This window comes from Paenibacillus pedocola, assembly GCF_031599675.1.
Lineage (GTDB): Bacteria > Bacillota > Bacilli > Paenibacillales > Paenibacillaceae > Paenibacillus_AQ > Paenibacillus_AQ pedocola.
Genome location: NZ_CP134223.1, coordinates 4,437,383 through 4,457,020 on the forward strand (window position 1 = coordinate 4,437,383; position 19,638 = coordinate 4,457,020).

Below are 19,638 nucleotides of genomic sequence, written 5' to 3' on the forward strand. Positions count from 1 at the left end.
CTGCAATACTTCACTGAACCGTAGCCTGCATATAGGTCCGTTTGCCCTGCGCATCCTTCAGATAGGGTCCGAGGCCGGCAAAACGGGAATGGTCCACATACACGCCGGTCATCCACCTGCCTTCGGTTAACCCGCCGTTCCACTGGAGGACAAGATCGGGGGCGGATATCCATTCCTGATATACTTTTATATTACTCTCTTTATATTCTTTAGAAGGTTTGCCGTTCTCCGTCAGACGCACCTTGTTTAAATAGGTCGGCACAAAATAGGAAGAGATAGTGTCCAGATCATCGCCGTTAAGAAAAGCTTCATCACCCAGATACGGCTGAAAAAGCACGGTGTTCTCATACATTGACCAGATTAGCGCCTGCAGAACCATACTCTGCCGGATCCCGTTGTGAAAGGTAAACAACCGCTGATTGCCTGCAGGTTTTCCTTGTGCAGCAGCTGAAGGCTCCAGGCAATGCCGCTCACAGCCTATACATTTCCAGCCCGAAGGACTCTGAATCCACTTTTGAAAAACGCTGCCGCTATCATTGTCTCCTTTATATAAAGAAGAGATAATTTCATAGGGCACCCCTATCCACGCGTCCCACAAGGAATCAGGAAGATGGCCGTGCAGCATGAACAGCGCTTTATCATAAATGAGCTGCACTTTGATCGAAGCGGCTTCCAGTTCGGCAACATCCTCTTTCCCATAGGTTATTTCCCGGGAAAACAAGGTGGTTTTCATCTTCCTCGCCTCCTAAAAGTTTTGTTAGCGTTACATCTTCGAGTCACAACGACAAAACTTGCTCCGAAAGCATACACTTAGTTTTGTTAGCGTTACATCTTCGAGTTCACTACGACAAAACTTACTCCGAAAGCATATCACGAAAGCATATCCCAATTTTGGTTGCGCTTCCACAATAAATATGCAGAATATCGATAGTTACTGAACAGGCGGGTGGCAGCAGTTTTTTCTATTATATTACATCCTGCAGTGAGTTGTGCAAGTTTTATTTATTAAAATTTGAAAAAGCCCCTTCTCCGTCACGCGGATAAAAGGGGCTATCAATAGGACACTTACGGCGGGCTACTCGACCCAGCTCTCGGCCCAGGACTGAATCTGCTGCATAACCGGCTCAAGTGCACGGCCTTTAGGTGTTAATTCATACTCAATGCGCACCGGTGTTTCAGGGTATACATGTCTTACCAGAATACCTTCGCACTCCAAATCCTTCATTCGTTCAGACAGCATCTTATCGCTCATCGACGGAATCAGTCCCGAAATATCCTTGAAACGCTTCGGGCCGCTCATCAATGTCTGGATAATAAGTCCATTCCAACGTTTGCCTAAGAAAGAGAAGGCCGTTTCGAATCTTGGGCACATCGTCAGCTGATGTTCTTCCATTGTTCTCACCTCTCAGTTGTGAAACTTACGATTAGTTAGTATATATAATTTTAACACATTTAAAGCATAATGAACATCGTTTACCAAAAAAAAGTTCATCAGCCCCACCTTATTATATCCTCGGTGTCAATCCCCTGTGCCTTGCCGCGGCTTGCGCTGGGCAATTGCCTCTGTGACCACGTATGCGAGGTCATCGTTGCTGTATAAAGACAACACGCCAAGAACCGTATCATCAGAAATATAACCTGCTTCATCCTCAGGCACAGTAAGTGCAAGTGCATGGCTAAGTGCGGCATTGCCTTCCTGCTGCGGATAAGCCTGCAGATAGAGTGCATGCGGATCAAGCCCGTTGTTCACACACCACTGGGCAAATACAAGGATCATCATTTCCTCATCCCGCTTATAGCTCTCTATGATCTGTTCCTCCATTGATTTGCGGTAATCGTCCATACCCGTACTCCTCTCTGTTAATCTGTCAATCGGCAAGCTCTGCCGCCAGCTTGTGGCTGGCTAAAACGGCGGAAGCTGAAATGCCGCATTGCTCCGGTGTATTCATGGTACTTAGAAAATGGTTCACGACACCGCTGAAGCCCCTCCGCTCCAGAACCGTATCCCAGCTTCCGAAGCCTTGAGTACGCGGCAGCGCCCCCTTCTCATACAGGATCGCCCGTTCCATATCGGACACTTCCACCGATCTCCCGCTGCCGTGAAGCTCCAGCTTCTCAATATCCGCTCCGGCATCCCGGACCATACTGTACATTCCGGTAGCGCCTGAATTCCAGCCAAGCATTCCGGAAGATTGCAGGAGCCGGCCTTCACTGTCGGAATTCAGGCTGCTTCTCAGCAGCTCATAATCATTGCCGCACAGCCAGAGCAGCAGATCCAGCATATGAATCAGGTCATCATGGATCGTCTCGCGGCTGCTGCCGGACTGCAGCTTGGTGCGGTGTTTGAGCGCATGGCAATGGCTGATGCCGCCCGCCTTCTCAAGCCAGGCTTTGGCTGCCGTATACATCGGTGCGAAGCGGCGGTTAAAGCCGACAGCGAGGAGTTGCCCTCTATTCTCTGCCATTTCCGCCATCCGCCGGGATTGTTCCAAGTCATATGAAAGAGGCTTATCTACATAAACTGCCAACCCATGCTCGAGGCACTTTGTAACAAGCTCATAATGGGTAGGCGTGGGGCTGTGCACGAACACGGCATCAAGCTCCCAGGACAGCAGCTCATTCACATCTGTTGTACCCTTGGGAAAACGGTAGGAGCGGACGGCTCCCTGGACAGTGGATTGTGAATGACTGAGTACGCCTACAACCTCCGCCTGATCATGCCGGGAGAGCAGCGGCAAATACACTTTACGGGCAATATCGCCGATTCCGATCATCGCCACTCTTTTACGTACAGGAGTATTCATGGCATATCTTCCTTTACAACTTGTCTTATAGAAGTATTATACCGTGACATCCCGCCGGGACAATGATCTTTGCTTCATTAATTACTTTTTTTTCAGTATGATGAGATGAACAGGTTAAGAAAGGGCATAGTAAAATGAGAAAATGGCTTACAGCAATACTTTATGTTTCGGGTATTATTCTTGCGTTTATCTACAGATATGATCTGCTGGACTGGCTGCGTGAGGATCATAGCCCATTTCTGTCCCTGCTGGCCGCAACAGCGCTGGCATTCTTTCCGGTCCTGCCTTATAAGTTAATCATTGGCTTGTTCGGATATGCATATGGGAGTCTCACCGGGGCGCTGATTTGCTGGAGTGCAACAACGCTTGCAGCAGCGATAATGTACGGCCTCGTTAAATATTTGTTCCAAAAGCAAGCCCGAACCTATCTCGCGTCCGTACCGGCTCTGGAAAAATTCACCTCCGCTGTGCAGCGGCGTCCGTTCGCGTCCATCATCCTGGCCCGCCTTGCACCGGTTGTGCCCCAGACCGCAGTTAATATCTATGCCGGTGCTGCCGGCTTGCCCTTCTGGAGCTATCTCGCCGCTTCCGGACTCGGTAAAATCCCTGGAATCACACTCTACGCATATCTCGGAGGGCAGTTATTCGAGCATCCGCGGAGCGCTGTTATCGCAATAGTACTTTATGCCGCTGTGCTCTTACTGGCCGGTTTGTCTCTGCGCCCGCGTCCAGCCGGTAGTACAAAAGGCCGATAAGAACTGAAGGACGGTGCTGGCAGACAGCGCCTCTTTGCTTTATAATTAAATTGAATTGTGATCTATTTAATTGCATTCTACGGATGGAGGGATATTTATGAGTGATGTTCAGTCTGACAATATAGGCTTCAAGACGGAAAAAGCGACCTTTGCAGGTGGATGTTTCTGGTGTATGGTATCTCCTTTTGAAGATTTACCGGGAATTGAAGGGATCATTTCCGGATATACAGGCGGACATACGGTTAATCCGACCTATCAGGAGGTTTGCTCGGAGACAACCGGGCATGTCGAAGCGGTTCAGATTACGTTTAACCCGGATATTTTCCCGTACAGCAAGCTGCTTGAGCTGTTCTGGCAGCAAATTGACCCTACCGATGCCGGCGGCCAGTTTCATGACCGCGGAACTTCCTATGGTACGGCAATCTTCTATCATTCTGAAGAACAGCGGCTCGAAGCAGAAGCTTCCAAAGCTGCACTTGCGGCCAGCGGACGTTTTTCAGCACCGATTGTGACTCCGGTTCTTCCAGCCAAGCCATTCTATCCTGCTGAAGAATATCACCAGGATTATCATCATAAGAATCCCGGACATTACAAACGTTACCGGAAGGGCTCCGGCCGGGAGGCCTTTATAGAAACCCACTGGAAGCATAAAGAGGACAAACAGAGCCTTAAGGAGCGGCTAACCCCGCTTCAGTATGAAGTAACCCAGAATAATGCTACCGAGTCACCCTTCCGCAATGAATTCTGGGATCACCATGGTGACGGCATTTATGTAGATATCGTATCCGGCGAGCCGCTGTTCAGCTCCCAGGATAAGTACGATTCCGGCTGCGGCTGGCCAAGCTTTACCCGCCCGATCCGCGACTATGCGGTCAAAGAAAAAACAGACCTCAGCCATCTGATGATCCGCACCGAAGTACGCAGCAAAACCGCCGATTCGCATCTCGGTCATGTATTCAACGATGGTCCCGGCGAGAACGGCCTGCGCTACTGCATTAATTCAGCGGCACTGCGGTTCGTACCCAAAGAGGATCTGGAAAAAGAAGGCTATGGCGAGTACCAGGTGCTTTTCCAGCATGCATAAGTTATAGGCCCATTTCACGCCGCAAAGCCTCCAGTCCGTGATAGTACGGAATTGGAGGCTTTGTTATTTCGTATGATTTTACAAAAACAACCCCATCCCCGGTGCATCAGCAGCTCTTCTCTCAAAACCGAATTGTTCATAAAAGTCGGCTTTACCGCTTGCGGCGGACAGCTGGATCCACCGTATACCCTTGGCTCTGCAATGACCGATTAAATGTTCCATCACAGCCTTGCCGACCCCTTGGCCATGATAACCGGGCAATACAATCACATCACAGAGGATACACTGGATCACACCATCCGAGACTATTCTGCCGGAAGCGATGAGTTTCTCCTGCTCATACACGGATACGACATACCAGCTGTTTCTAACGGCTTCCTGCAGCATATCTCTCGTCCATAGCCCTTCAGCATTCCAGCCGGTCGATTGAAACAGATTATAGTAATCATTGCTGTCCGGAAGTTCCGTCCGGAAAGAAAAAGTCACTGCGATTCCCCCACTTCTATAATACAGCGTATCAACCTTTATTCTCTGTCTCCTTCCCGGTTTCCTCTGCGGCTGGAGCATCACCATGTATTACTTCTCCGCCATCCCGGCCAGACAATTCCCGGTTCTGCTCACGATTAGCCGCCCGGATCCGCTGCAGATAACCGTCATCCCTGCGCTTCAACTTTTTCCGCAGCCACAGTACGATAACAAGAATGATACCCGCGACAATCAGGATAGGAAGTGCAGCCGCCAAGAAAACGATCAGCCACTGGAACATGACGGACAAGGCATGCAGACTGCTGGTCAGCGCATCGGAAGCCCGCGTCAGCAGCGGCCCCTGCTCTTTTTGCTGAGTATCCGCGATACTTATGTCGGTCTGATAGAGCCGCAGCTCTACAGTTGAGAACGATACATTCTGATCAATGTAACGCATTCTGCCTTTAATCTGTTCGATTTGCTCCTGAATTGCACCAAGCTGATTGGCAAAAGCAACGAGATCCGCGGATTTGGTCGCTTTTTTCATAAATTCGATATATTGGCTCTCCATCAGCTGTTTGGCCTTGAGCCGCGACTCCAGATCCACATATTCTTCCGACACATCCTGGCCTTCAATATTCCGCTGAATTCCCTCATTTTTGATCTTCTCCAAATTATTCAGAAAAGGGGAAAAGCCGGACGCAGGAACCTTCATAATAAAGGTCCCGCCTTTTTCATATTCAGACATGCTCTCCGTAAATCCAATGATATATCCGCCGGACAGCGTGATCATATTGCGTACTTCAGACTGTGCGGCAGCATAATCTTCGACCTCTATCGTGAGGTTTGCTTTATACATCAGCTTCTTGTTCAGCCCCGCTACGACATCGGTACCAGTCAAACCCGCCGCTGCTTCTGCCGCCTTATCTGAATCAGAACCCTTTACCGCCATGCCTTTAGTTCCGGCGGCAGCATTGCCATCAGCATCAGCAGAGCTTGCGGATTTATCCGCACCGACTGATCCCGCTTCAACTTCAACGGCAGCAGGTGCTGCTTCCTCTGCAGGAGCATTCGCTGCTCCTTGATCTGACTTCATGTTGGTTGTGCTGGCTGAATTAGCCGCCGAATTCTCATTACTGGAACCGCAGCCAGCCAGTACAACCGCCAAAACTAATAATCCCGCCAAGTAATGCAGACCCCATTTTCGCATTCTCATTCCTCCAAAAGTGTAGTGGATTCCCGCTTCTTTTGTAAAAAATAGTTCGGCAGATACCCTTTGTATATTTTTGTAATAATCCGCCTAACTCTTTGACGCTCCAGATACTGGAAGGTTGCATTAAAACTATGGATCCGAATCCTTTTTTGAACCTTTTTTTCCAAAATTAACAATCCGCACAAAAAAAACAGGAACATTCAGCGGCTGAACGTTCCTGTTTGCGAATCCACTCTATATTTGCTACAATTACAATGTCTGAAAAGGCAAGGAAATCCAAATACCCTTTATTCAGAAGAACAAGGGTAAGGTTCTGTTCGGACAAGCTCCACCTTGCTGAACAGAGCAGCACTATTTGCACTGAGCATATTACCAATCTACTATAAGGGGAGGTGACCCTCATGGCAAAAGACGTACTGTGTGCAGTGAACTCTTGCACCTATTGGGCTGAAGAGAACAAATGTAACGCTGAATCCATCTTTGTAGCTTATCACAGCTCCAAGGAGCCTACACAATCTGAAGAAACAGATTGCAAAACATTCGAAAGTAAATAAGTTAGACTTAGAAGGGACCCTCCACGGTTCCTTCTTTTCTGTTTCTCATTCTATCAAGAATGAGAATTATTATCAAGTGTTTACATGAAAAAAATCTGTTACTAACACTGCAACCTCCGGACGGGTGCTAAATTGCATGACTTGATATAAAAACGTACAATTAAAATGCGTTATCAAGAAGACACAAATCGGAGGGTAAATGATGATCAGACAAATCGGACAGGTAATGCTGTATGTAAATGATCAGGACCAGGCTTTACGCTTTTGGACGGAAAAGGTCGGCTTCACTAAAGTTTCGGAAGCGGACAACGGGCAGGGAATGCGATGGATTGAAATTGCACCCGTGCAAGGAGCATCAACGACGTTTGTGCTTCACAACAAGCAGCTAATCGCCCAAATGCAGCCGGAGCTTAATCTAGGCACTCCCTCCATTCTCCTCTACTCTGATGATCTTGATGGCTTGTATCAGGATTTTCAGAAGAAAGGCATTACGGTTGGAGATCTAGTGAATATGCCTGGCGGCCGGGTATTCAACTTCGCCGATGATGAGAATAACTACTTTGCAGTTATGGAAAAGTAATACCTTAATGTAGATGATAACGTCACTGCAGGAATGTAGTGGCGTTTTATATTGTTTGTTAGCAGAAAAACCGGCCGGGGGGAGTAATCCCCCCGGCTGGCCTGCCCGGTCATACTCTGACTTCCTTCCTAATGATCGCTGCCGCCTGTACCATGTTGCGCAGGGCAGCTCCCGTCTCCTCCCATCCTCTTGTCTTCAGCCCGCAGTCCGGATTGATCCAGAACTGCTCGGCATCCAGCACGCGCAAAGCCCGTTCAATACTCACGGTCATTTCCGTCACGTCCGGCACACGCGGGCTATGAATATCATAGACGCCAAGTCCAATCCCTTTATCATATTCCTGCTCTTCAAAGCTCACGATCAGCTCCCCGTGGCTGCGTGAGGTTTCAATAGAGATGACATCCGCGTCCATCGCTGAGATCGATCCGATCATGTCATTGAAGTCGCTGTAGCACATATGGGTATGAATTTGTGTTGTAGCCTTCACCGGGTTCGTAGCAATCCGGAACGATCTGACGGCCCAGTTCAAATAGTGCTCATGGTCTTCCGCCTTCAGCGGCAGCCCCTCACGGATGGCCGGCTCATCCACCTGGATCATTTCGATTCCGGCCTGCTCCAGTGCCTGAACCTCTTGGCGGAGGGCGAGCGCAATCTGTTTCGCTACCTCTTCGCGGCTCAGGTCATCCCGCACGAAGGACCAGTTGAGAATGGTCACCGGCCCGGTCAGCATCCCTTTCACCGGCAGCGTCGTCAAGGACTGGGCATAGACACTTTCCTTGACCGTCATCGGTTCGATGAAGGCGACATCGGCATATATGACCGGCGGCTTCACGCAGCGAGAGCCGTAGGACTGTACCCAGCCGCCTTTGGTAAAGAGGTATCCGTTCAGCTTCTCGCCGAAGAACTCCACCATATCCGTCCGCTCGAACTCCCCGTGCACCAGCACGTCCAGTCCGAGCTCCTCCTGAAAGGCAATCGCACTCTCAATCTGTTCGCGGACAAAGCCGTCGTACCGCTCCTGATTCCACACGCCTTTGCGCCATTTGAGCCGGGCCTGGCGTACCTCAGCGGTCTGCGGGAAGCTTCCGATGGTCGTCGTCGGCAGCAGCGGCAGCTGCCACTTCTCGCGCTGCACCTTCAGCCGCTCTGCATACGGCAGGCTGCGTCTGTCCGGAAGCTGCTCCAGCTCGCGGACCTGCTCCGCTACATCCCGGCGCCCGCGCTCAGGCAGCGCCCGGAAGCGGGCCAACGCTTCACGGCTTTCTGCCAGCGCTGCAGCATAGGTGTCTTGCTCACCCCCGGCTGCGGCTGCGATCAGACTCAGCTCGGCCAGCTTTTCATCCGCGAAGGCAATGGCATTCTTCACTGTGCTCTTCAACCGGTCTTCGCCCTGTACTGATACAGGCACATGCAGCAGGCTGCAGGAAGGCTGCAGAATCAGCCGGCTGGCCGGCACATGGGTGCTCAGCTCACGGACCAGCTCCAGCTTGGCATCGGCATCACTGCGCCAGATGTTGCGCCCGTCAATAATGCCGGCGAAGAGCCATTTATCCTCCGGCCAGCCCAGCCGCCGGACCGACTCCAGATTGGCACCGCTATCATGGACGAAGTCAAGCCCGATACCTTGTACAGGTAGCTGCAGCAGGACTTCCAGCGGCTCTGCGGCTTCGAAATAAGTCTGGAGCAGCAGCTTAAGCCCCGGTACCTCTGCGGCGATTCTGCTGTAGATTGACTCCAGCAGCGCGATCTCTTCAGTAGTCAGCCCTGTTACAACTGCAGGCTCATCGATTTGTACCCAGGCTACACCCTCCTGCTGCAATTCCTTCAACAGCTGCACATAGACAGGCAGGAACCGATCGGCAACCTGACGGATATCCGCCGCCGGGAACCCTTTGGATAGTTTAAGGAAGGTATAGAGTCCGGTAATAACAGGTTTGCCCTCAATGCCCGCCTTCTCCTTGGCGAACCGGTATGCGGCAAGCGGCTTGTTGGCTGTCAGGCGCGGGGTCTGGTTGCCAATCTCAGGTACGATATAGTGGTAATTTGTATTAAACCACTTGGTCATTTCGCAGGCGGTTGCTTCGGTGTTGCCTCGCGCCATGGCGAAATAAAGATCGAGGGAGACCTCGCCTCCGTCATAACCATAACGCGGCGGGATAATGCCGAACATGGCGGCCGTATCAAGCACATGATCATAGAATGTGAAATCATTGACCGGGATTAAAGTGATGCCTGCCTCCTGCTGGGTTTTGAGATGCTGAAGCTGAAGTCCGGCCATTTCTGTGCGGAAAACCTCCTCATTGATTTTACCGCCCCAAAACGCCTCAAGCAGCTTCTTCCATTCCCGGTTTCTGCCGATTCTCGGATACCCGAGACTGCTTGTTGTAATCTTGTCAGCCATTTTAAATCCCTCCTATTTAGAATAGACCACATGAATATCGTTGTTATACGCTGCACAGGAACATCAGGGTAAGTACCATGTATCTCTGACACTGACACTGACACTGACTCTGACTCTGGCTCTGGCATTGGCTCGAGCTCTGCTGCTGCCCGCTTTCCTAATCTGATGCCATCATACTGAATCGCAAGGGGCTGCCGCAACAGATTCCTGGCTTTCCAGCTATACACATTCCCTATAGCTGATGCCGCCAGGAACTTCTAAGCACTGCTGATGCCGCATAAGCCCATGCACTTTCTCCACACGATTTCCACTCCAAAAGACCGGAAACAACGGAGAGGACGCACAAAAACGGCAATACCTTCCCTTAACCGGGTGGCATTGCCGTTCCAATGAACGGGCTATAAATTAGGTTTATGGGTAACGCTCTGTCCGCTGCTTAGAACCAGATCAGATAGACCACTAAGGCCAGCAGAATCCGGTAAATCGCGAACGGCAGCAGCTTGATCCGGTTAATCAGCTTCAGGAAGAAGCGCATCGAGATCAGTGCGAACAGAAAGGCGCTAATAAAGCCGAATATAAAAAACGGCAGCGCATCCAGCGTGAAATACTGCCAGTTCTTGATCAGTGAAATCAGACTCGCACCGGCCATGATCGGTACCGCCATAATAAAGGTGAAATCCGCCGCGGCCCGGTGGCTCATCCCCAGCAGCACGCCTCCAGATATCGTCGAGCCGGAGCGTGAGAAGCCCGGCCAGAGGGAAATGCACTGGATCAAACCGACTGATATCGCCTGCCGGTATGTAATTTGATCGACACTTTCTGTTTTGACCTTCTTAGGGGCAAAACGGTCGGCGCAGATCATGAACACCGCCCCGACTACCAGCCCGATCAGTACCGTCGAGGTCGAGAACAGGTGTTCATCAATATAATCCTCGAACAGAAAGCCGAAGATCCCCGCCGGAATAAGTCCCACAATGACCTGCGCCAGCTTCAGCCGGCCTTCCGTCTCCACCTGCGGCACGCCTTCCGGTACAGCCGTCATCTCCTTGCGGCTGAACCGCTTGAGGCCCAGCAGATCAATAAACCGGTTGCGGAAGATAATGACCACCGCCAGAATTGATCCCAGCTGGATTACAACCTTGAACGTGTTCGCTGTGTATTTTCCCAGAAACTCCTGCGATTTCAGCCACATATCATCAACGATGATCATATGGCCTGTGGAGGAAACCGGAGCAAACTCGGTCAAACCTTCTACAATACCCAGAATAATAGCTTTAATAATGGTTAGCAGCTCCATGTTTATCCCTCCTTATGTTTAAGCTTTTCCACGCGCTTTGCCCGCTGTCTGGCGTCTGCGGAAATACAGCAGTCCCAGTACAAGAACCCCGGCAACAAGCACGGCGTATACGATGTTCGAATATGTGTCCATATATACTGCAATATCCTCCCATGATTCTCCCAGGGCCGCACCCAGCGAGATGAGCAGCAGGTTCCAGGCCAGTGTGCCGATGGTGGTGAACAGCAGGAAGTGGCCGAATTTCATCCCGGACATCCCGGCCGGAATCGAAATCAGACTGCGCACCAGCGGAATCATCCGGCAGAACAGCACGGTCCAGTAGCCGTATTTATCAAACCAGGCATCGGCCCGGCGGATATCCTTGGCGCTGATCCGGATCCATCCGCCCCAGCGTTCGACGATCCGCTCCAGTCTGCTTACATCCAGCATCCGGCCGATCCAGTACAGCACGACTGCACCAAGAAGTGATCCGGCAGTAGCCGCAATCAGCACACCGGTAATGGTCATACCGGAGGTGGTGGTCATGAACCCGCCGAACGGGAGGATGATCTCTGAAGGAATCGGCGGAAAAATATTTTCCAGAGCCAGCATCAGCAGAATGCCGGCGTAGCCGAACTGCTCCATAAAGTCAGTAATCCATGTTTTCATTAGCAGGTCCCCGCTTTCAGAACAGATTTTTTTTGAGATTGCGCAGATAACGGCCGCGGATCAGGATGAAATACAGCCCCTGCGCTGCCAGGTAACCGGCCAGCACCGCCCCTGTTTCAGCAGCGATAGACAGATAGAAGAGCCGCTGCAGGGCAATAAAAGCAAACAAACTGTGCATCATGGCTATCCCTACCGGCACGAAGAACATCAGCGCAAGCTGCAGGGTTAAGGAACGGTCCAGCTCCTGATCGGTCAGCCCCATTTTGGACAAAGTGGAATACTGCAGCCGGTCATGGTCAAGATCCGTATATAGCCGGAAATAAAGGAAGCTGCCTGCGGCGATAAAAAACACGGTACCGACCAAGAGCGAAGCGAACAGCATTGTGCTGTACAGCGTCTTCTGAATTTCAAACAGCGTCCCGCTGACCACAACCGCATACGGGGAGTAGCTTTCATAGGCTACTTTGCCTTTATCAGCGAGTGTCCTTGCAATACCGGCAGTTTGCGGGAAATCATCAACGTAGAAGCCCGTATAATAGTCAATCTGTGCCGGAACAATGGAGTGGAACAGACTGTCACTGACTACAACTCCGCTGAAATCCCCGCCGTCCCGCCCGTCCAGCTCAGGCAACAGATATTCGGCAATCGGGACATGCTCCGTATAGCCGGTCTCCACAATCTCTGTACCCTGTTCCAGGGTGTACACTACTTTGATCCGGCCCTTGGTTAAGCTGCGGTCCCGCTGGGAGCCGATCATCACCAGTCCTTCATTCCCTTGAAGCGGCTGCTCATGGGAGATAAATCCGGCCTGCTGCAGAGCCAGCTTATAATCGCTGTATGCCATCAGCGGCAGCTGACGGGTCCGGTCCGGCCCGGTCTGGGACCTTACTTCCGCGTATTTTACCGGTATTGATAGCGTTTCATAAGGCAGGCCCAGACGCTCCAGCTCATCCCGGATGCCCCGTAGATCTCCTTCTGCGTTGTAGCCGGCCTGACTTCCTTTGGCCACATAACCTACAGCCGCAGGATAATCCAGCTTCAGCTCTCTAGACAAGGTATGAATGGATGCAAATACACCTACAGAAGTGAAAGAGACTGCCGAAACAATGGTCACCATAAAAAACATCCGCCCGTTGTCCTTCCAGCGGTGAGACAAGCCTGAGAGCATAATCATATGGGTCTTATGCCAATAGAAGCGGCGCATCCCCCGCAGGAGCTTAACGATGTAGAGACTCAGCTGTGTATAGAACAGATAGGTCCCGGCAACCGTAATGGCCACCACCGGGAACATGACCATCTCTACGGAAGCTGCTGTTGCCGAAGCTGCCAGACCATAACCGCCCAACAGCAGCAGCGCAGAGACAACAGCCAGCAAAGGAGACACCCGCGGCTCCCTCTCCGCTCTGCGTCCGCTCTGGAACAACCCGCGCGGAGATTCCCGGCCGATAAAGGCAAAGGTGCACAGGGAGATCAGCACGAACAGGAGGGCGAAGCTGCTGACCGTTAACAGGGGTGCCTGCCAGGAGAAGTAAAATTCCAGCGGCGCGATCCCGAGAAATTCCGCTCCAATCATCAGAAACAGCTTGCCGAGCAGCAGGCCAAGCACAGTGCCGGTCAGAATTGCAGAGCTGCCGATCAGCATGTTTTCCAGAAACACCATCGTGTTCAGCTGTCCCTTGGTCATCCCGTGCATCAGCAGAATGCTGAATTCCAGCTTGCGCGACTGCAGAAAAGAGCCTACGGACACCAGCATGAACAGCGAGGAGAACACAAAGATTATCCCTTCCGCCACCATCATCGTATTAGCCGCCGTGCTCAGAATCGTATCCCTGGCGATGGCCGGATGAAAAATAAACAGTGCACAGAGAAAGAAAACCATTACGGAAAAAGCGCTGCTGACAAAATAAGCGGCATATTTGCGTTTATTCCTTGCGACATTCCTATAAGCGAACTGGCGAAAGGTCATGAGCCGCTCCCCCCAGCAGCGACAGCATGTCGATGATGTTCTGGAAAAAAGCCGCCCTGCTGCTGCCGCGGTACATCTCGCTGTAGAAACGTCCGTCTTTAATAAAAATCACCCGGTGGCAAAAGCTCGCTGCCACCGCATCATGTGTAACCATCAGTACCGTGGCGCCTTCTGCCTCATTCACCTCGGCCAGCAGGTTCATGACTTCGCCTGCTGCCTTGGAGTCCAGGCTGCCTGTCGGCTCATCCGCCAGAATCAGCGACGGGCGGTGAATCATCGCCCGGGCAATCGCTACCCGTTGCATCTGGCCGCCGGAAAGCTCATAGGTCCGCTTGGATAATAGTGGCGTGATGTCCAGTCTCAGCGCTGCTTCCTTCAGTCTGCTCTCCATCTCCGCTACGGAGACGCCGGCAAGCGTCAGCGGAAGCACGATGTTCTCCTCCACAGTGAGCGTATCAAGCAAATTATACTGCTGGAAGACGAACCCCAGCTCCTTGCGGCGGAACAGCGCCTTATCCTTGCGCCCCAGCCTGTTTGGGTCCCGTCCGCCGATCATGACTTCACCCGAGGTAGGCTCATCTATCGTTGCAATGACGTTCAGCAGGGTAGTTTTGCCGCTGCCCGAAGGTCCCATAATACCGACAAACTCCCCTTTCTCCACAGCAAAGCGGATATGGTTAAGCGCATGGATGGACACCTTGCCCTCATATATTTTGGATAGATTATGAACGTCTAACAGGGGCAAGTGCGTCCGCTCCTTCTGTGATTTGGATTGTCTTCATTATACAAACTGTAAACTTTAGCTGCTATTTCTGAAACTTACAGTCACCTTACATAATTGTAAGCAAGACAGGGTTGACAGCGAATATAGGAAAGATTATATTTATATGCATGAGCATGCATTTATTATTTCGCTTGACCTGTTTACATAAAAGCATGCCAAATTCAGAACCCTGCCAAGGAGAGATAAAAAATGAACGATCTGTTCACACCTTATGAGCTAAAGGATTTAAAGCTGAAAAACCGTGTGGTTATGCCTCCTATGTGCCAATATTCAGTTACGGCTAAGGACGGGATTGCTACGGATTGGCATTATAACCACTACGTAAGCCGGGCCGTCGGCGGAACCGGACTGATCATCATAGAAATGACCGACGTAGATCCGGATGGCCGGATTACAGATTATGATCTGGGCATCTGGTCGGATGAGCATATTGCCGGCTTGGCGAGAATTGTAGACGCCTGCCATGCCTATGGCGCTAAAGTGGGGATTCAAATTGCCCATGCCGGACGCAAAGCCGAAGACGCAGCGGTGCCTGTGTCCTCCTCCCCGATCCCGTTCGATGATAAATCCAAAACACCGCGTGAACTGACAACGGCGGAAGTGAAAGAAATGGTGAACAAATTCCAGGCAGGTGTAAGACGGGCAGTTCAGGCCGGTTTCGATGTCATTGAACTGCACGGCGCCCACGGCTATCTGATCCACCAGTTCCACTCGCCGCTGACAAACCGCAGAACCGATGAATACGGCCAGGACCTTACTTTGTTCGGAAAAGAAGTCATCGCTGCCGCCAAACGTGAAATGCCGGAAGGTATGCCGCTCATTATGCGCATCTCGGCACAGGAATATGTTGAAGGCGGCTACGGCATCAAGGAGAGTCTTGCTATTGGCGCAGCCTATAAGGAAGCGGGAGCGGATATTTTCCATATCAGCGCCGGCGGTGAAGGAGCGATTGCTGCTGCAGGCAGACCGGGTACACATGCAGCCTATCAGGTTCCGCTTGCACGGGCCTTCAAGCAGGAGCTGGCAGTTCCGGTAATTGCTGTAGGCCGGCTGGATGAAGCAGCGCTCGCCAACGCGGTTATCGGCAATGAGGATGCTGATCTTATAGCTGTGGGCCGGGGGATGCTGAGAAATCCTTACTGGACGCTGGAGGCCGGCGTACAGCTAGGCAAAGAAGCCGGTGTTCCAAAGCAGTATACATTTGGGTTCCCGAGAGTCCACAACTAAGCCGGGAGCTAAACTGTTCTAGTCTGCAGAGCACACGGCGTTCAGTCAGTCGGGCTTCTTTTCTCGCAACCTGCGGGGTGATGATGGTATAATGGATACTACTAAATTTCATGTGCCGGCATACACCGGGAGAGGATTTTGCAGATGAAGAATAACCTGGAGGATGAGCTGATTACCAGCTGGTTGTCTCTGACTCATATACAGATGAATGTGGCGAATGAACTTGAAGCGAGGCTGCAGGAGAATTATCAGCTGTCCCTGAAGGAATTCTACCTGCTGCTCTTTCTCTCCGAGGCTCCGGAGAAGAAGCTGAAGCTCCAGCAGCTGGAGGCGATGGTCGGGCTTAGCCAGAGCGCCGTTTCCCGGCTGGTCAGCCGCTTTGAAGCCAAGGGCTGCGGAGCGCTGGAGCGGAAATCCTGCGACGCTGACCGCAGAAGTATCTATACTTCGCTGACTGCCTACGGGCAGAGCAAGGTAGACCGCGCGCGGGTAACCGTGAACGAGGTGCTGGCTGAGGCCTTCCCCCAGAGTGAAACCGCGCAGCTTCTGGAGCAGCTTGCCCGCCCGAAACAGCAATGATCTGCTGCTGACCTGGCAGGATACAAACAAGAACCCGCTGTCCGATTTCTGGGATGGCGGGTTTTCTTGTTATATTTGTTTATCCAGCATATTTGCTAAATTATCGATTTCACTTGTATAAAAATCAACTGTTTTACCCTCTGTGATGTTCCAGTCGCTTTCCAGCAGAGCGATTATTTCATGGAGCTTTTCAATAGACTCCTCATAGTTCCCTTGAATGTTGTAAATATGGGATATGGCTATAAAGGAATCAGCATATTTAGGACTTGGCTGCAGTTCATGCCCCTTGGAGTAATACTCAATCGCTTCGTCGTATCTGCATAACTTGGCCATACAGTCTCCTTTGGCGGACCATGCCATCCATTCATCAGGATACAATCCGGTCATATGATCCCAAAGCTCTAATGCCTGAGTAAGATTTCCCTCTTCCTTGCAGATCAGTCCCCCGTATAATGGATATAAATAACCTGGACGGATTTGGTTCAAGCTCTTCAGAACTTCTCTTGCTTCTGCACATCTGCCGTCAGCAATCAAGTAGTTCATCAGCCATACATAACCACGCCAGTATTCCGGATGCTGCGGCACAAAATTTTTATAATACTTGATCAGCTTATGGTGGTTTGAAAAGTTCCAGTCAAAAATGACCCCATTCTCCGCATCCCTCAAAGCGTTATGATTGCTTTTGTTATCTGGAGCAAGCATCAGCGCTTCCTTGGCATAACGGGAAGCCAGCTCCCGATGCTCATCGGCTTGATGAATATGCAGCTGGGCCAGCAAGTTGAAGCTTTGGGACTTTTTAGAGTCATCATTGAGTTTTTCTATAAGAAATTGTTCAGCATATTTAAAATCATCTTCAGCTATAAAATGTTCATTGCCGATCATATTTCCGATACGCTCCAGATGAGTGTCATCCGTTAAGGCAAACAGCTCATCAATTGTAACTCCCAGAATCACCGGTAATTCAGGGAGAAGCTGAATATCAGGCATCGTTACATTGTTTTCCCACTTGGATACAGCTTGGGAGGACATATTCAGCTTTGCTGCAAGAACTTCCTGGGTCATTCCCTTCTGTAAGCGAAGTGTTTTAATTTTTTTGCCTATCTCAATATTCATTTAGATAACCTCCAGCACCTTATTAGTTCGACTAGTCAACTGAAGTATAAGCTTTTGGTAAATTATCCTCTATGACCGCTTAGTTAATAGAATCCGCTTATCAGTTACATTCCTTATGTACATGACAAGAACACACATTACCGTCACGGCATACATCAGTAATAAACGAACCGTGAGGTGTGTGTATGCTGTTTACGCTGATGCAGCTGATTGGCGGTATTATTCTTTCTATAGGATGGATTCCGCAAATTGTTCAGATCTTAAAGACGAAGTCTGTCTCTGATTTAAGCTTGAGAGCCTATCTGCTGATGCTGCTGGGTATCGGGCTGATGGAGGCTTACGCGGTAAGCTTGGCTGCTGACGGGAACGGCTTGGCTTTTCTGGTTACGAATACGATGTCCCTCACCGTTGTTTCTACCGTCGTGCTCCTGATCCTGCGCTACCGGCCGCCGAATGTCCCGAAAAAATAATCCGCACCGCCGTCCCCTTGCCCACCTCAGAGGAAATCTCCACCTCATGCCCCAGCTTGCCGCAGATCTGCTTGACGAGATAAAGGCCCATTCCGGTTGATTCCTGAAAGCTGCGCCCGTTCACACCGGTAAAATACGGATCGAATACCCTTGGCAGATCGCCGGAAGGAATACCTACTCCCTCATCACGCACCTCAAGTGTGACCCTCCCCTGCTCCTCAGCATAACCATGAAAATGGACAAATCTGCCTTCCTCCACCGTATAACGCAGCGCATTAGTAATCAGCTGGGTCAGCACAAATGTCAGCCATTTCTCGTCAGAAGTGATCGTAATGCCGCTGTCTACGGAAATGGCCGGAAACACCCGTTTGCGGATGAACAGCCGCTTCTGCTCTGAAGTCACACTGCGCACAATGTCTGCAAGTTTCAGCTGCTCTACGTAAAAATCATGCTCAAACGTATCCAGCCGGGCGGTGTAGAGCACCGTATCCAGCCCTTTTTTCAGCCGGTCCAACTCGTCGCCGATTGCGGTGAATGGAGGTCCGTCCTTGTCCTGTATGATCAGATGGATGACCGAGAGCGGTGTCTTCATGCCATGCACCCACTGGTTAATGAAATGGATATGCTCCTCCAGCTTATGGCGGTAGCTGTGCAGATCATTCTGATAGAGCCGGAACTGCTGGGTCAGCAGTGTGCGCAGGCTGTCGGCAAGCGGTGAGCTCTGGGCGGGACCGCCTGATTCATCAAGCGAGCCCGGCAGCGACTGCAGCCGCTCATAGAAGGAGCGGTTGCTAAGATAACGGTAAGCCAGATATCCCAGCAGCAGGCAAGTGCTGAGCAGCCCCGCATACAGGCTCACCTCTACCGCACTTCCGCCGTCCAGGCGGTATATGAGTGTGATGATCAGCAATTGGGCTATGTAGACTATGATCAGCGGCGTCTGTTCCCGCAAAAACAGCTTCATCCTACACTTCCCCCCAGTTGCCTGATAACCGGTAGCCTTGACCGCGCACGGTCTGAAGCCCATCCTGGATATCCAGGACGGCCAGCTTTTTGCGTACCCGGGTGACATAGACATTCAGCGTATTATCATCAACAAACGCCTGTTCATCCCAGATTTTCTCCAGCAGCCGGTCGCGTGTGACGATTGTGCCGGCTTTTTGCATGAGTTCATCGAGAATTTTCGCTTCGGTGTGGCTAAGCTCAACCTTTGCGCTGCCGCGTGACAGAACCAGCCGCTCTACATCTAGCATCAGTCCGGAAACGCTCAGGCTGCGCTCATTGCTCCCCGCGGCATAGGAGCCGTAGGCACGGCGGAGATGGCTTTTGATTTTGGCAAAGGCAATTTCATAATCAAACGGCTTCGTAATATAATCATCCGCCCCGTTCTCCAGCGCCATGACCTGATCCATTTTACCGTCACGGGCAGAGATGAACAGAATCGGACAGGTGGAAATCCCGCGGATCTGGCGGCACCAGTAGTAACCGTCGAATTTAGGCAGATTCACATCCAGCAGGACCAGATGCGGCGCATACTGCTCAAACTCCGCTTTTACCGCATCAAAATTGCGCACCGCCTGCGTCTCATAGCCGAACTTATGAAGATAATTCTGAAGCAGGGTTACCAGACCCTGGTCATCCTCAATAATGAATATTTTGAACATAGGAGGCCTCCGGTTGCATCCTTAGCCTAAGCCA

21 protein-coding genes are annotated in these 19,638 nt (G+C 51.1%); 7 read left to right on the forward strand and 14 right to left on the reverse strand.

Annotated elements, in window-relative coordinates; genetic code table 11:
* Nucleotides 1-10 precede the first annotated feature (10 nt).
* From QU597_RS19795 to QU597_RS19810, 4 genes are all read right to left on the reverse strand, one after another.
* Nucleotides 11-733, reverse strand: a complete 723-nt coding sequence (locus tag QU597_RS19795) for a hypothetical protein (protein WP_310829486.1) — start codon at nt 731-733, stop codon at nt 11-13.
* 342 nt (nt 734-1,075) lie between these two features.
* Nucleotides 1,076-1,393: a winged helix-turn-helix transcriptional regulator gene (locus QU597_RS19800; RefSeq protein WP_039875309.1), complete on the reverse strand. Its 318-nt coding sequence runs from the start codon at nt 1,391-1,393 to the stop codon at nt 1,076-1,078.
* Between the two features lie 126 nt (nt 1,394-1,519).
* Nucleotides 1,520-1,843 (reverse strand): protein YxiS, encoded by a 324-nt coding sequence (yxiS, locus tag QU597_RS19805; RefSeq protein WP_206101289.1) that lies wholly within the window; start codon nt 1,841-1,843, stop codon nt 1,520-1,522.
* A gap of 25 nt (nt 1,844-1,868) precedes the next feature.
* Nucleotides 1,869-2,804 carry a Gfo/Idh/MocA family protein gene (locus QU597_RS19810; protein ID WP_310829487.1) on the reverse strand — a complete coding sequence of 312 codons (936 nt, stop codon included), beginning with the start codon at nt 2,802-2,804 and terminating at the stop codon, nt 1,869-1,871.
* Nucleotides 2,805-2,938: 134 nt separating this feature from the next.
* Between QU597_RS19810 and QU597_RS19815 the strand changes: the two genes are divergently transcribed.
* Nucleotides 2,939-3,559, forward strand: a complete 621-nt coding sequence (locus tag QU597_RS19815) for a TVP38/TMEM64 family protein (RefSeq protein ID WP_310829488.1) — start codon at nt 2,939-2,941, stop codon at nt 3,557-3,559.
* Nucleotides 3,560-3,656: 97 nt separating this feature from the next.
* Entirely contained in the window at nt 3,657-4,643 is a 987-nt protein-coding gene (gene msrB, locus QU597_RS19820) for a peptide-methionine (R)-S-oxide reductase MsrB (protein ID WP_310829489.1), read from the forward strand.
* A 78-nt stretch (nt 4,644-4,721) separates the two neighbouring features.
* Here msrB and QU597_RS19825 read toward each other — a convergent pair whose 3' ends face one another.
* Both QU597_RS19825 and QU597_RS19830 read right to left on the reverse strand, forming a co-directional pair.
* Complete coding sequence (locus QU597_RS19825) at nt 4,722-5,129, reverse strand: GNAT family N-acetyltransferase (protein ID WP_310829490.1); 408 nt, start codon at nt 5,127-5,129, stop codon at nt 4,722-4,724.
* Between the two features lie 31 nt (nt 5,130-5,160).
* Nucleotides 5,161-6,318, reverse strand: a complete 1,158-nt coding sequence (locus tag QU597_RS19830; RefSeq protein ID WP_310829491.1) for a DUF4349 domain-containing protein — start codon at nt 6,316-6,318, stop codon at nt 5,161-5,163.
* Between the two features lie 404 nt (nt 6,319-6,722).
* On the opposite strand from QU597_RS19830, the gene QU597_RS19835 reads away from it, so the two are divergent.
* Together QU597_RS19835 and QU597_RS19840 are read left to right on the forward strand one after the other, a co-directional pair.
* Nucleotides 6,723-6,875 (forward strand): DUF1540 domain-containing protein, encoded by a 153-nt coding sequence (locus QU597_RS19835; RefSeq protein ID WP_076108838.1) that lies wholly within the window; start codon nt 6,723-6,725, stop codon nt 6,873-6,875.
* A gap of 202 nt (nt 6,876-7,077) precedes the next feature.
* On the forward strand, nt 7,078-7,455 hold the full coding sequence (locus QU597_RS19840) for a VOC family protein (protein ID WP_310833361.1): 378 nt from the start codon (nt 7,078-7,080) through the stop codon (nt 7,453-7,455).
* Between the two features lie 109 nt (nt 7,456-7,564).
* On the opposite strand, the gene metE is transcribed toward QU597_RS19840, so the two are convergent.
* The 5 genes from metE to QU597_RS19865 form a co-directional block, all read right to left on the reverse strand.
* On the reverse strand, nt 7,565-9,856 hold the full coding sequence (gene metE, locus QU597_RS19845) for a 5-methyltetrahydropteroyltriglutamate--homocysteine S-methyltransferase (protein WP_310829492.1): 2,292 nt from the start codon (nt 9,854-9,856) through the stop codon (nt 7,565-7,567).
* Nucleotides 9,857-10,292: 436 nt separating this feature from the next.
* Nucleotides 10,293-11,153, reverse strand: coding sequence for an undecaprenyl-diphosphate phosphatase (locus QU597_RS19850; RefSeq protein WP_206101296.1), 861 nt, complete (start codon nt 11,151-11,153; stop codon nt 10,293-10,295).
* Between the two features lie 18 nt (nt 11,154-11,171).
* A complete protein-coding gene (locus QU597_RS19855; RefSeq protein ID WP_206101297.1) occupies nt 11,172-11,801 on the reverse strand; it encodes a DedA family protein in 630 nt (209 codons plus the stop codon).
* A gap of 16 nt (nt 11,802-11,817) precedes the next feature.
* Nucleotides 11,818-13,767, reverse strand: coding sequence for an ABC transporter permease (locus tag QU597_RS19860; protein WP_206101298.1), 1,950 nt, complete (start codon nt 13,765-13,767; stop codon nt 11,818-11,820).
* Nucleotides 13,742-14,512 (reverse strand): ABC transporter ATP-binding protein, encoded by a 771-nt coding sequence (locus QU597_RS19865; protein WP_206101299.1) that lies wholly within the window; start codon nt 14,510-14,512, stop codon nt 13,742-13,744. The genes QU597_RS19860 and QU597_RS19865 overlap by 26 nt, the downstream gene beginning before the upstream one ends.
* A 228-nt stretch (nt 14,513-14,740) precedes the next feature.
* Between QU597_RS19865 and QU597_RS19870 the strand changes: the two genes are divergently transcribed.
* Together QU597_RS19870 and QU597_RS19875 are read left to right on the forward strand one after the other, a co-directional pair.
* Nucleotides 14,741-15,778, forward strand: a complete 1,038-nt coding sequence (locus QU597_RS19870; protein WP_310829493.1) for an NADH:flavin oxidoreductase/NADH oxidase — start codon at nt 14,741-14,743, stop codon at nt 15,776-15,778.
* A 144-nt stretch (nt 15,779-15,922) separates the two neighbouring features.
* Nucleotides 15,923-16,357, forward strand: coding sequence for a MarR family winged helix-turn-helix transcriptional regulator (locus tag QU597_RS19875; protein WP_206101301.1), 435 nt, complete (start codon nt 15,923-15,925; stop codon nt 16,355-16,357).
* A gap of 69 nt (nt 16,358-16,426) precedes the next feature.
* Here QU597_RS19875 and QU597_RS19880 read toward each other — a convergent pair whose 3' ends face one another.
* The gene (locus QU597_RS19880) at nt 16,427-17,470 is read right to left on the reverse strand and encodes a helix-turn-helix domain-containing protein (RefSeq protein WP_310829494.1); all 1,044 of its coding nucleotides are present in this window, start codon (nt 17,468-17,470) and stop codon (nt 16,427-16,429) included.
* A gap of 185 nt (nt 17,471-17,655) precedes the next feature.
* On the opposite strand from QU597_RS19880, the gene QU597_RS19885 reads away from it, so the two are divergent.
* Nucleotides 17,656-17,940 (forward strand): PQ-loop domain-containing transporter, encoded by a 285-nt coding sequence (locus QU597_RS19885; protein ID WP_310829495.1) that lies wholly within the window; start codon nt 17,656-17,658, stop codon nt 17,938-17,940.
* On the opposite strand, the gene QU597_RS19890 is transcribed toward QU597_RS19885, so the two are convergent.
* Together QU597_RS19890 and QU597_RS19895 are read right to left on the reverse strand one after the other, a co-directional pair.
* A complete protein-coding gene (locus QU597_RS19890; protein WP_310829496.1) occupies nt 17,885-18,904 on the reverse strand; it encodes a sensor histidine kinase in 1,020 nt (339 codons plus the stop codon). The genes QU597_RS19885 and QU597_RS19890 overlap by 56 nt on opposite strands.
* A gap of 1 nt (nt 18,905) precedes the next feature.
* Complete coding sequence (locus QU597_RS19895; RefSeq protein ID WP_310829497.1) at nt 18,906-19,604, reverse strand: response regulator; 699 nt, start codon at nt 19,602-19,604, stop codon at nt 18,906-18,908.
* Nucleotides 19,605-19,638: the final 34 nt, after the last annotated feature.

Excerpts from the sequence above, each read along its gene's own strand:
- QU597_RS19885 (WP_310829495.1), top strand. The coding sequence starts at position 17,656 with ATGCTGTTTACGCTGATGCAGCTGATTGGCGGTATTATTCTTTCTATA.
- QU597_RS19800 (WP_039875309.1), bottom strand. The coding sequence starts at position 1,393 with ATGGAAGAACATCAGCTGACGATGTGCCCAAGATTCGAAACGGCCTTC.
- QU597_RS19830 (WP_310829491.1), bottom strand. The coding sequence starts at position 6,318 with ATGCGAAAATGGGGTCTGCATTACTTGGCGGGATTATTAGTTTTGGCG.
- QU597_RS19860 (WP_206101298.1), bottom strand. The coding sequence starts at position 13,767 with ATGACCTTTCGCCAGTTCGCTTATAGGAATGTCGCAAGGAATAAACGC.
- yxiS (WP_206101289.1), bottom strand. The coding sequence starts at position 1,843 with ATGGACGATTACCGCAAATCAATGGAGGAACAGATCATAGAGAGCTAT.
- QU597_RS19810 (WP_310829487.1), bottom strand. The coding sequence starts at position 2,804 with ATGAATACTCCTGTACGTAAAAGAGTGGCGATGATCGGAATCGGCGAT.
- msrB (WP_310829489.1), top strand. The coding sequence starts at position 3,657 with ATGAGTGATGTTCAGTCTGACAATATAGGCTTCAAGACGGAAAAAGCG.
- QU597_RS19890 (WP_310829496.1), bottom strand. The coding sequence starts at position 18,904 with ATGAAGCTGTTTTTGCGGGAACAGACGCCGCTGATCATAGTCTACATA.
- QU597_RS19880 (WP_310829494.1), bottom strand. The coding sequence starts at position 17,470 with ATGAATATTGAGATAGGCAAAAAAATTAAAACACTTCGCTTACAGAAG.
- QU597_RS19850 (WP_206101296.1), bottom strand. The coding sequence starts at position 11,153 with ATGGAGCTGCTAACCATTATTAAAGCTATTATTCTGGGTATTGTAGAA.
- metE (WP_310829492.1), bottom strand. The coding sequence starts at position 9,856 with ATGGCTGACAAGATTACAACAAGCAGTCTCGGGTATCCGAGAATCGGC.
- QU597_RS19870 (WP_310829493.1), top strand. The coding sequence starts at position 14,741 with ATGAACGATCTGTTCACACCTTATGAGCTAAAGGATTTAAAGCTGAAA.
- QU597_RS19895 (WP_310829497.1), bottom strand. The coding sequence starts at position 19,604 with ATGTTCAAAATATTCATTATTGAGGATGACCAGGGTCTGGTAACCCTG.
- QU597_RS19835 (WP_076108838.1), top strand. The coding sequence starts at position 6,723 with ATGGCAAAAGACGTACTGTGTGCAGTGAACTCTTGCACCTATTGGGCT.
- QU597_RS19815 (WP_310829488.1), top strand. The coding sequence starts at position 2,939 with ATGAGAAAATGGCTTACAGCAATACTTTATGTTTCGGGTATTATTCTT.
- QU597_RS19795 (WP_310829486.1), bottom strand. The coding sequence starts at position 733 with ATGAAAACCACCTTGTTTTCCCGGGAAATAACCTATGGGAAAGAGGAT.
- QU597_RS19875 (WP_206101301.1), top strand. The coding sequence starts at position 15,923 with ATGAAGAATAACCTGGAGGATGAGCTGATTACCAGCTGGTTGTCTCTG.
- QU597_RS19840 (WP_310833361.1), top strand. The coding sequence starts at position 7,078 with ATGATCAGACAAATCGGACAGGTAATGCTGTATGTAAATGATCAGGAC.
- QU597_RS19855 (WP_206101297.1), bottom strand. The coding sequence starts at position 11,801 with ATGAAAACATGGATTACTGACTTTATGGAGCAGTTCGGCTACGCCGGC.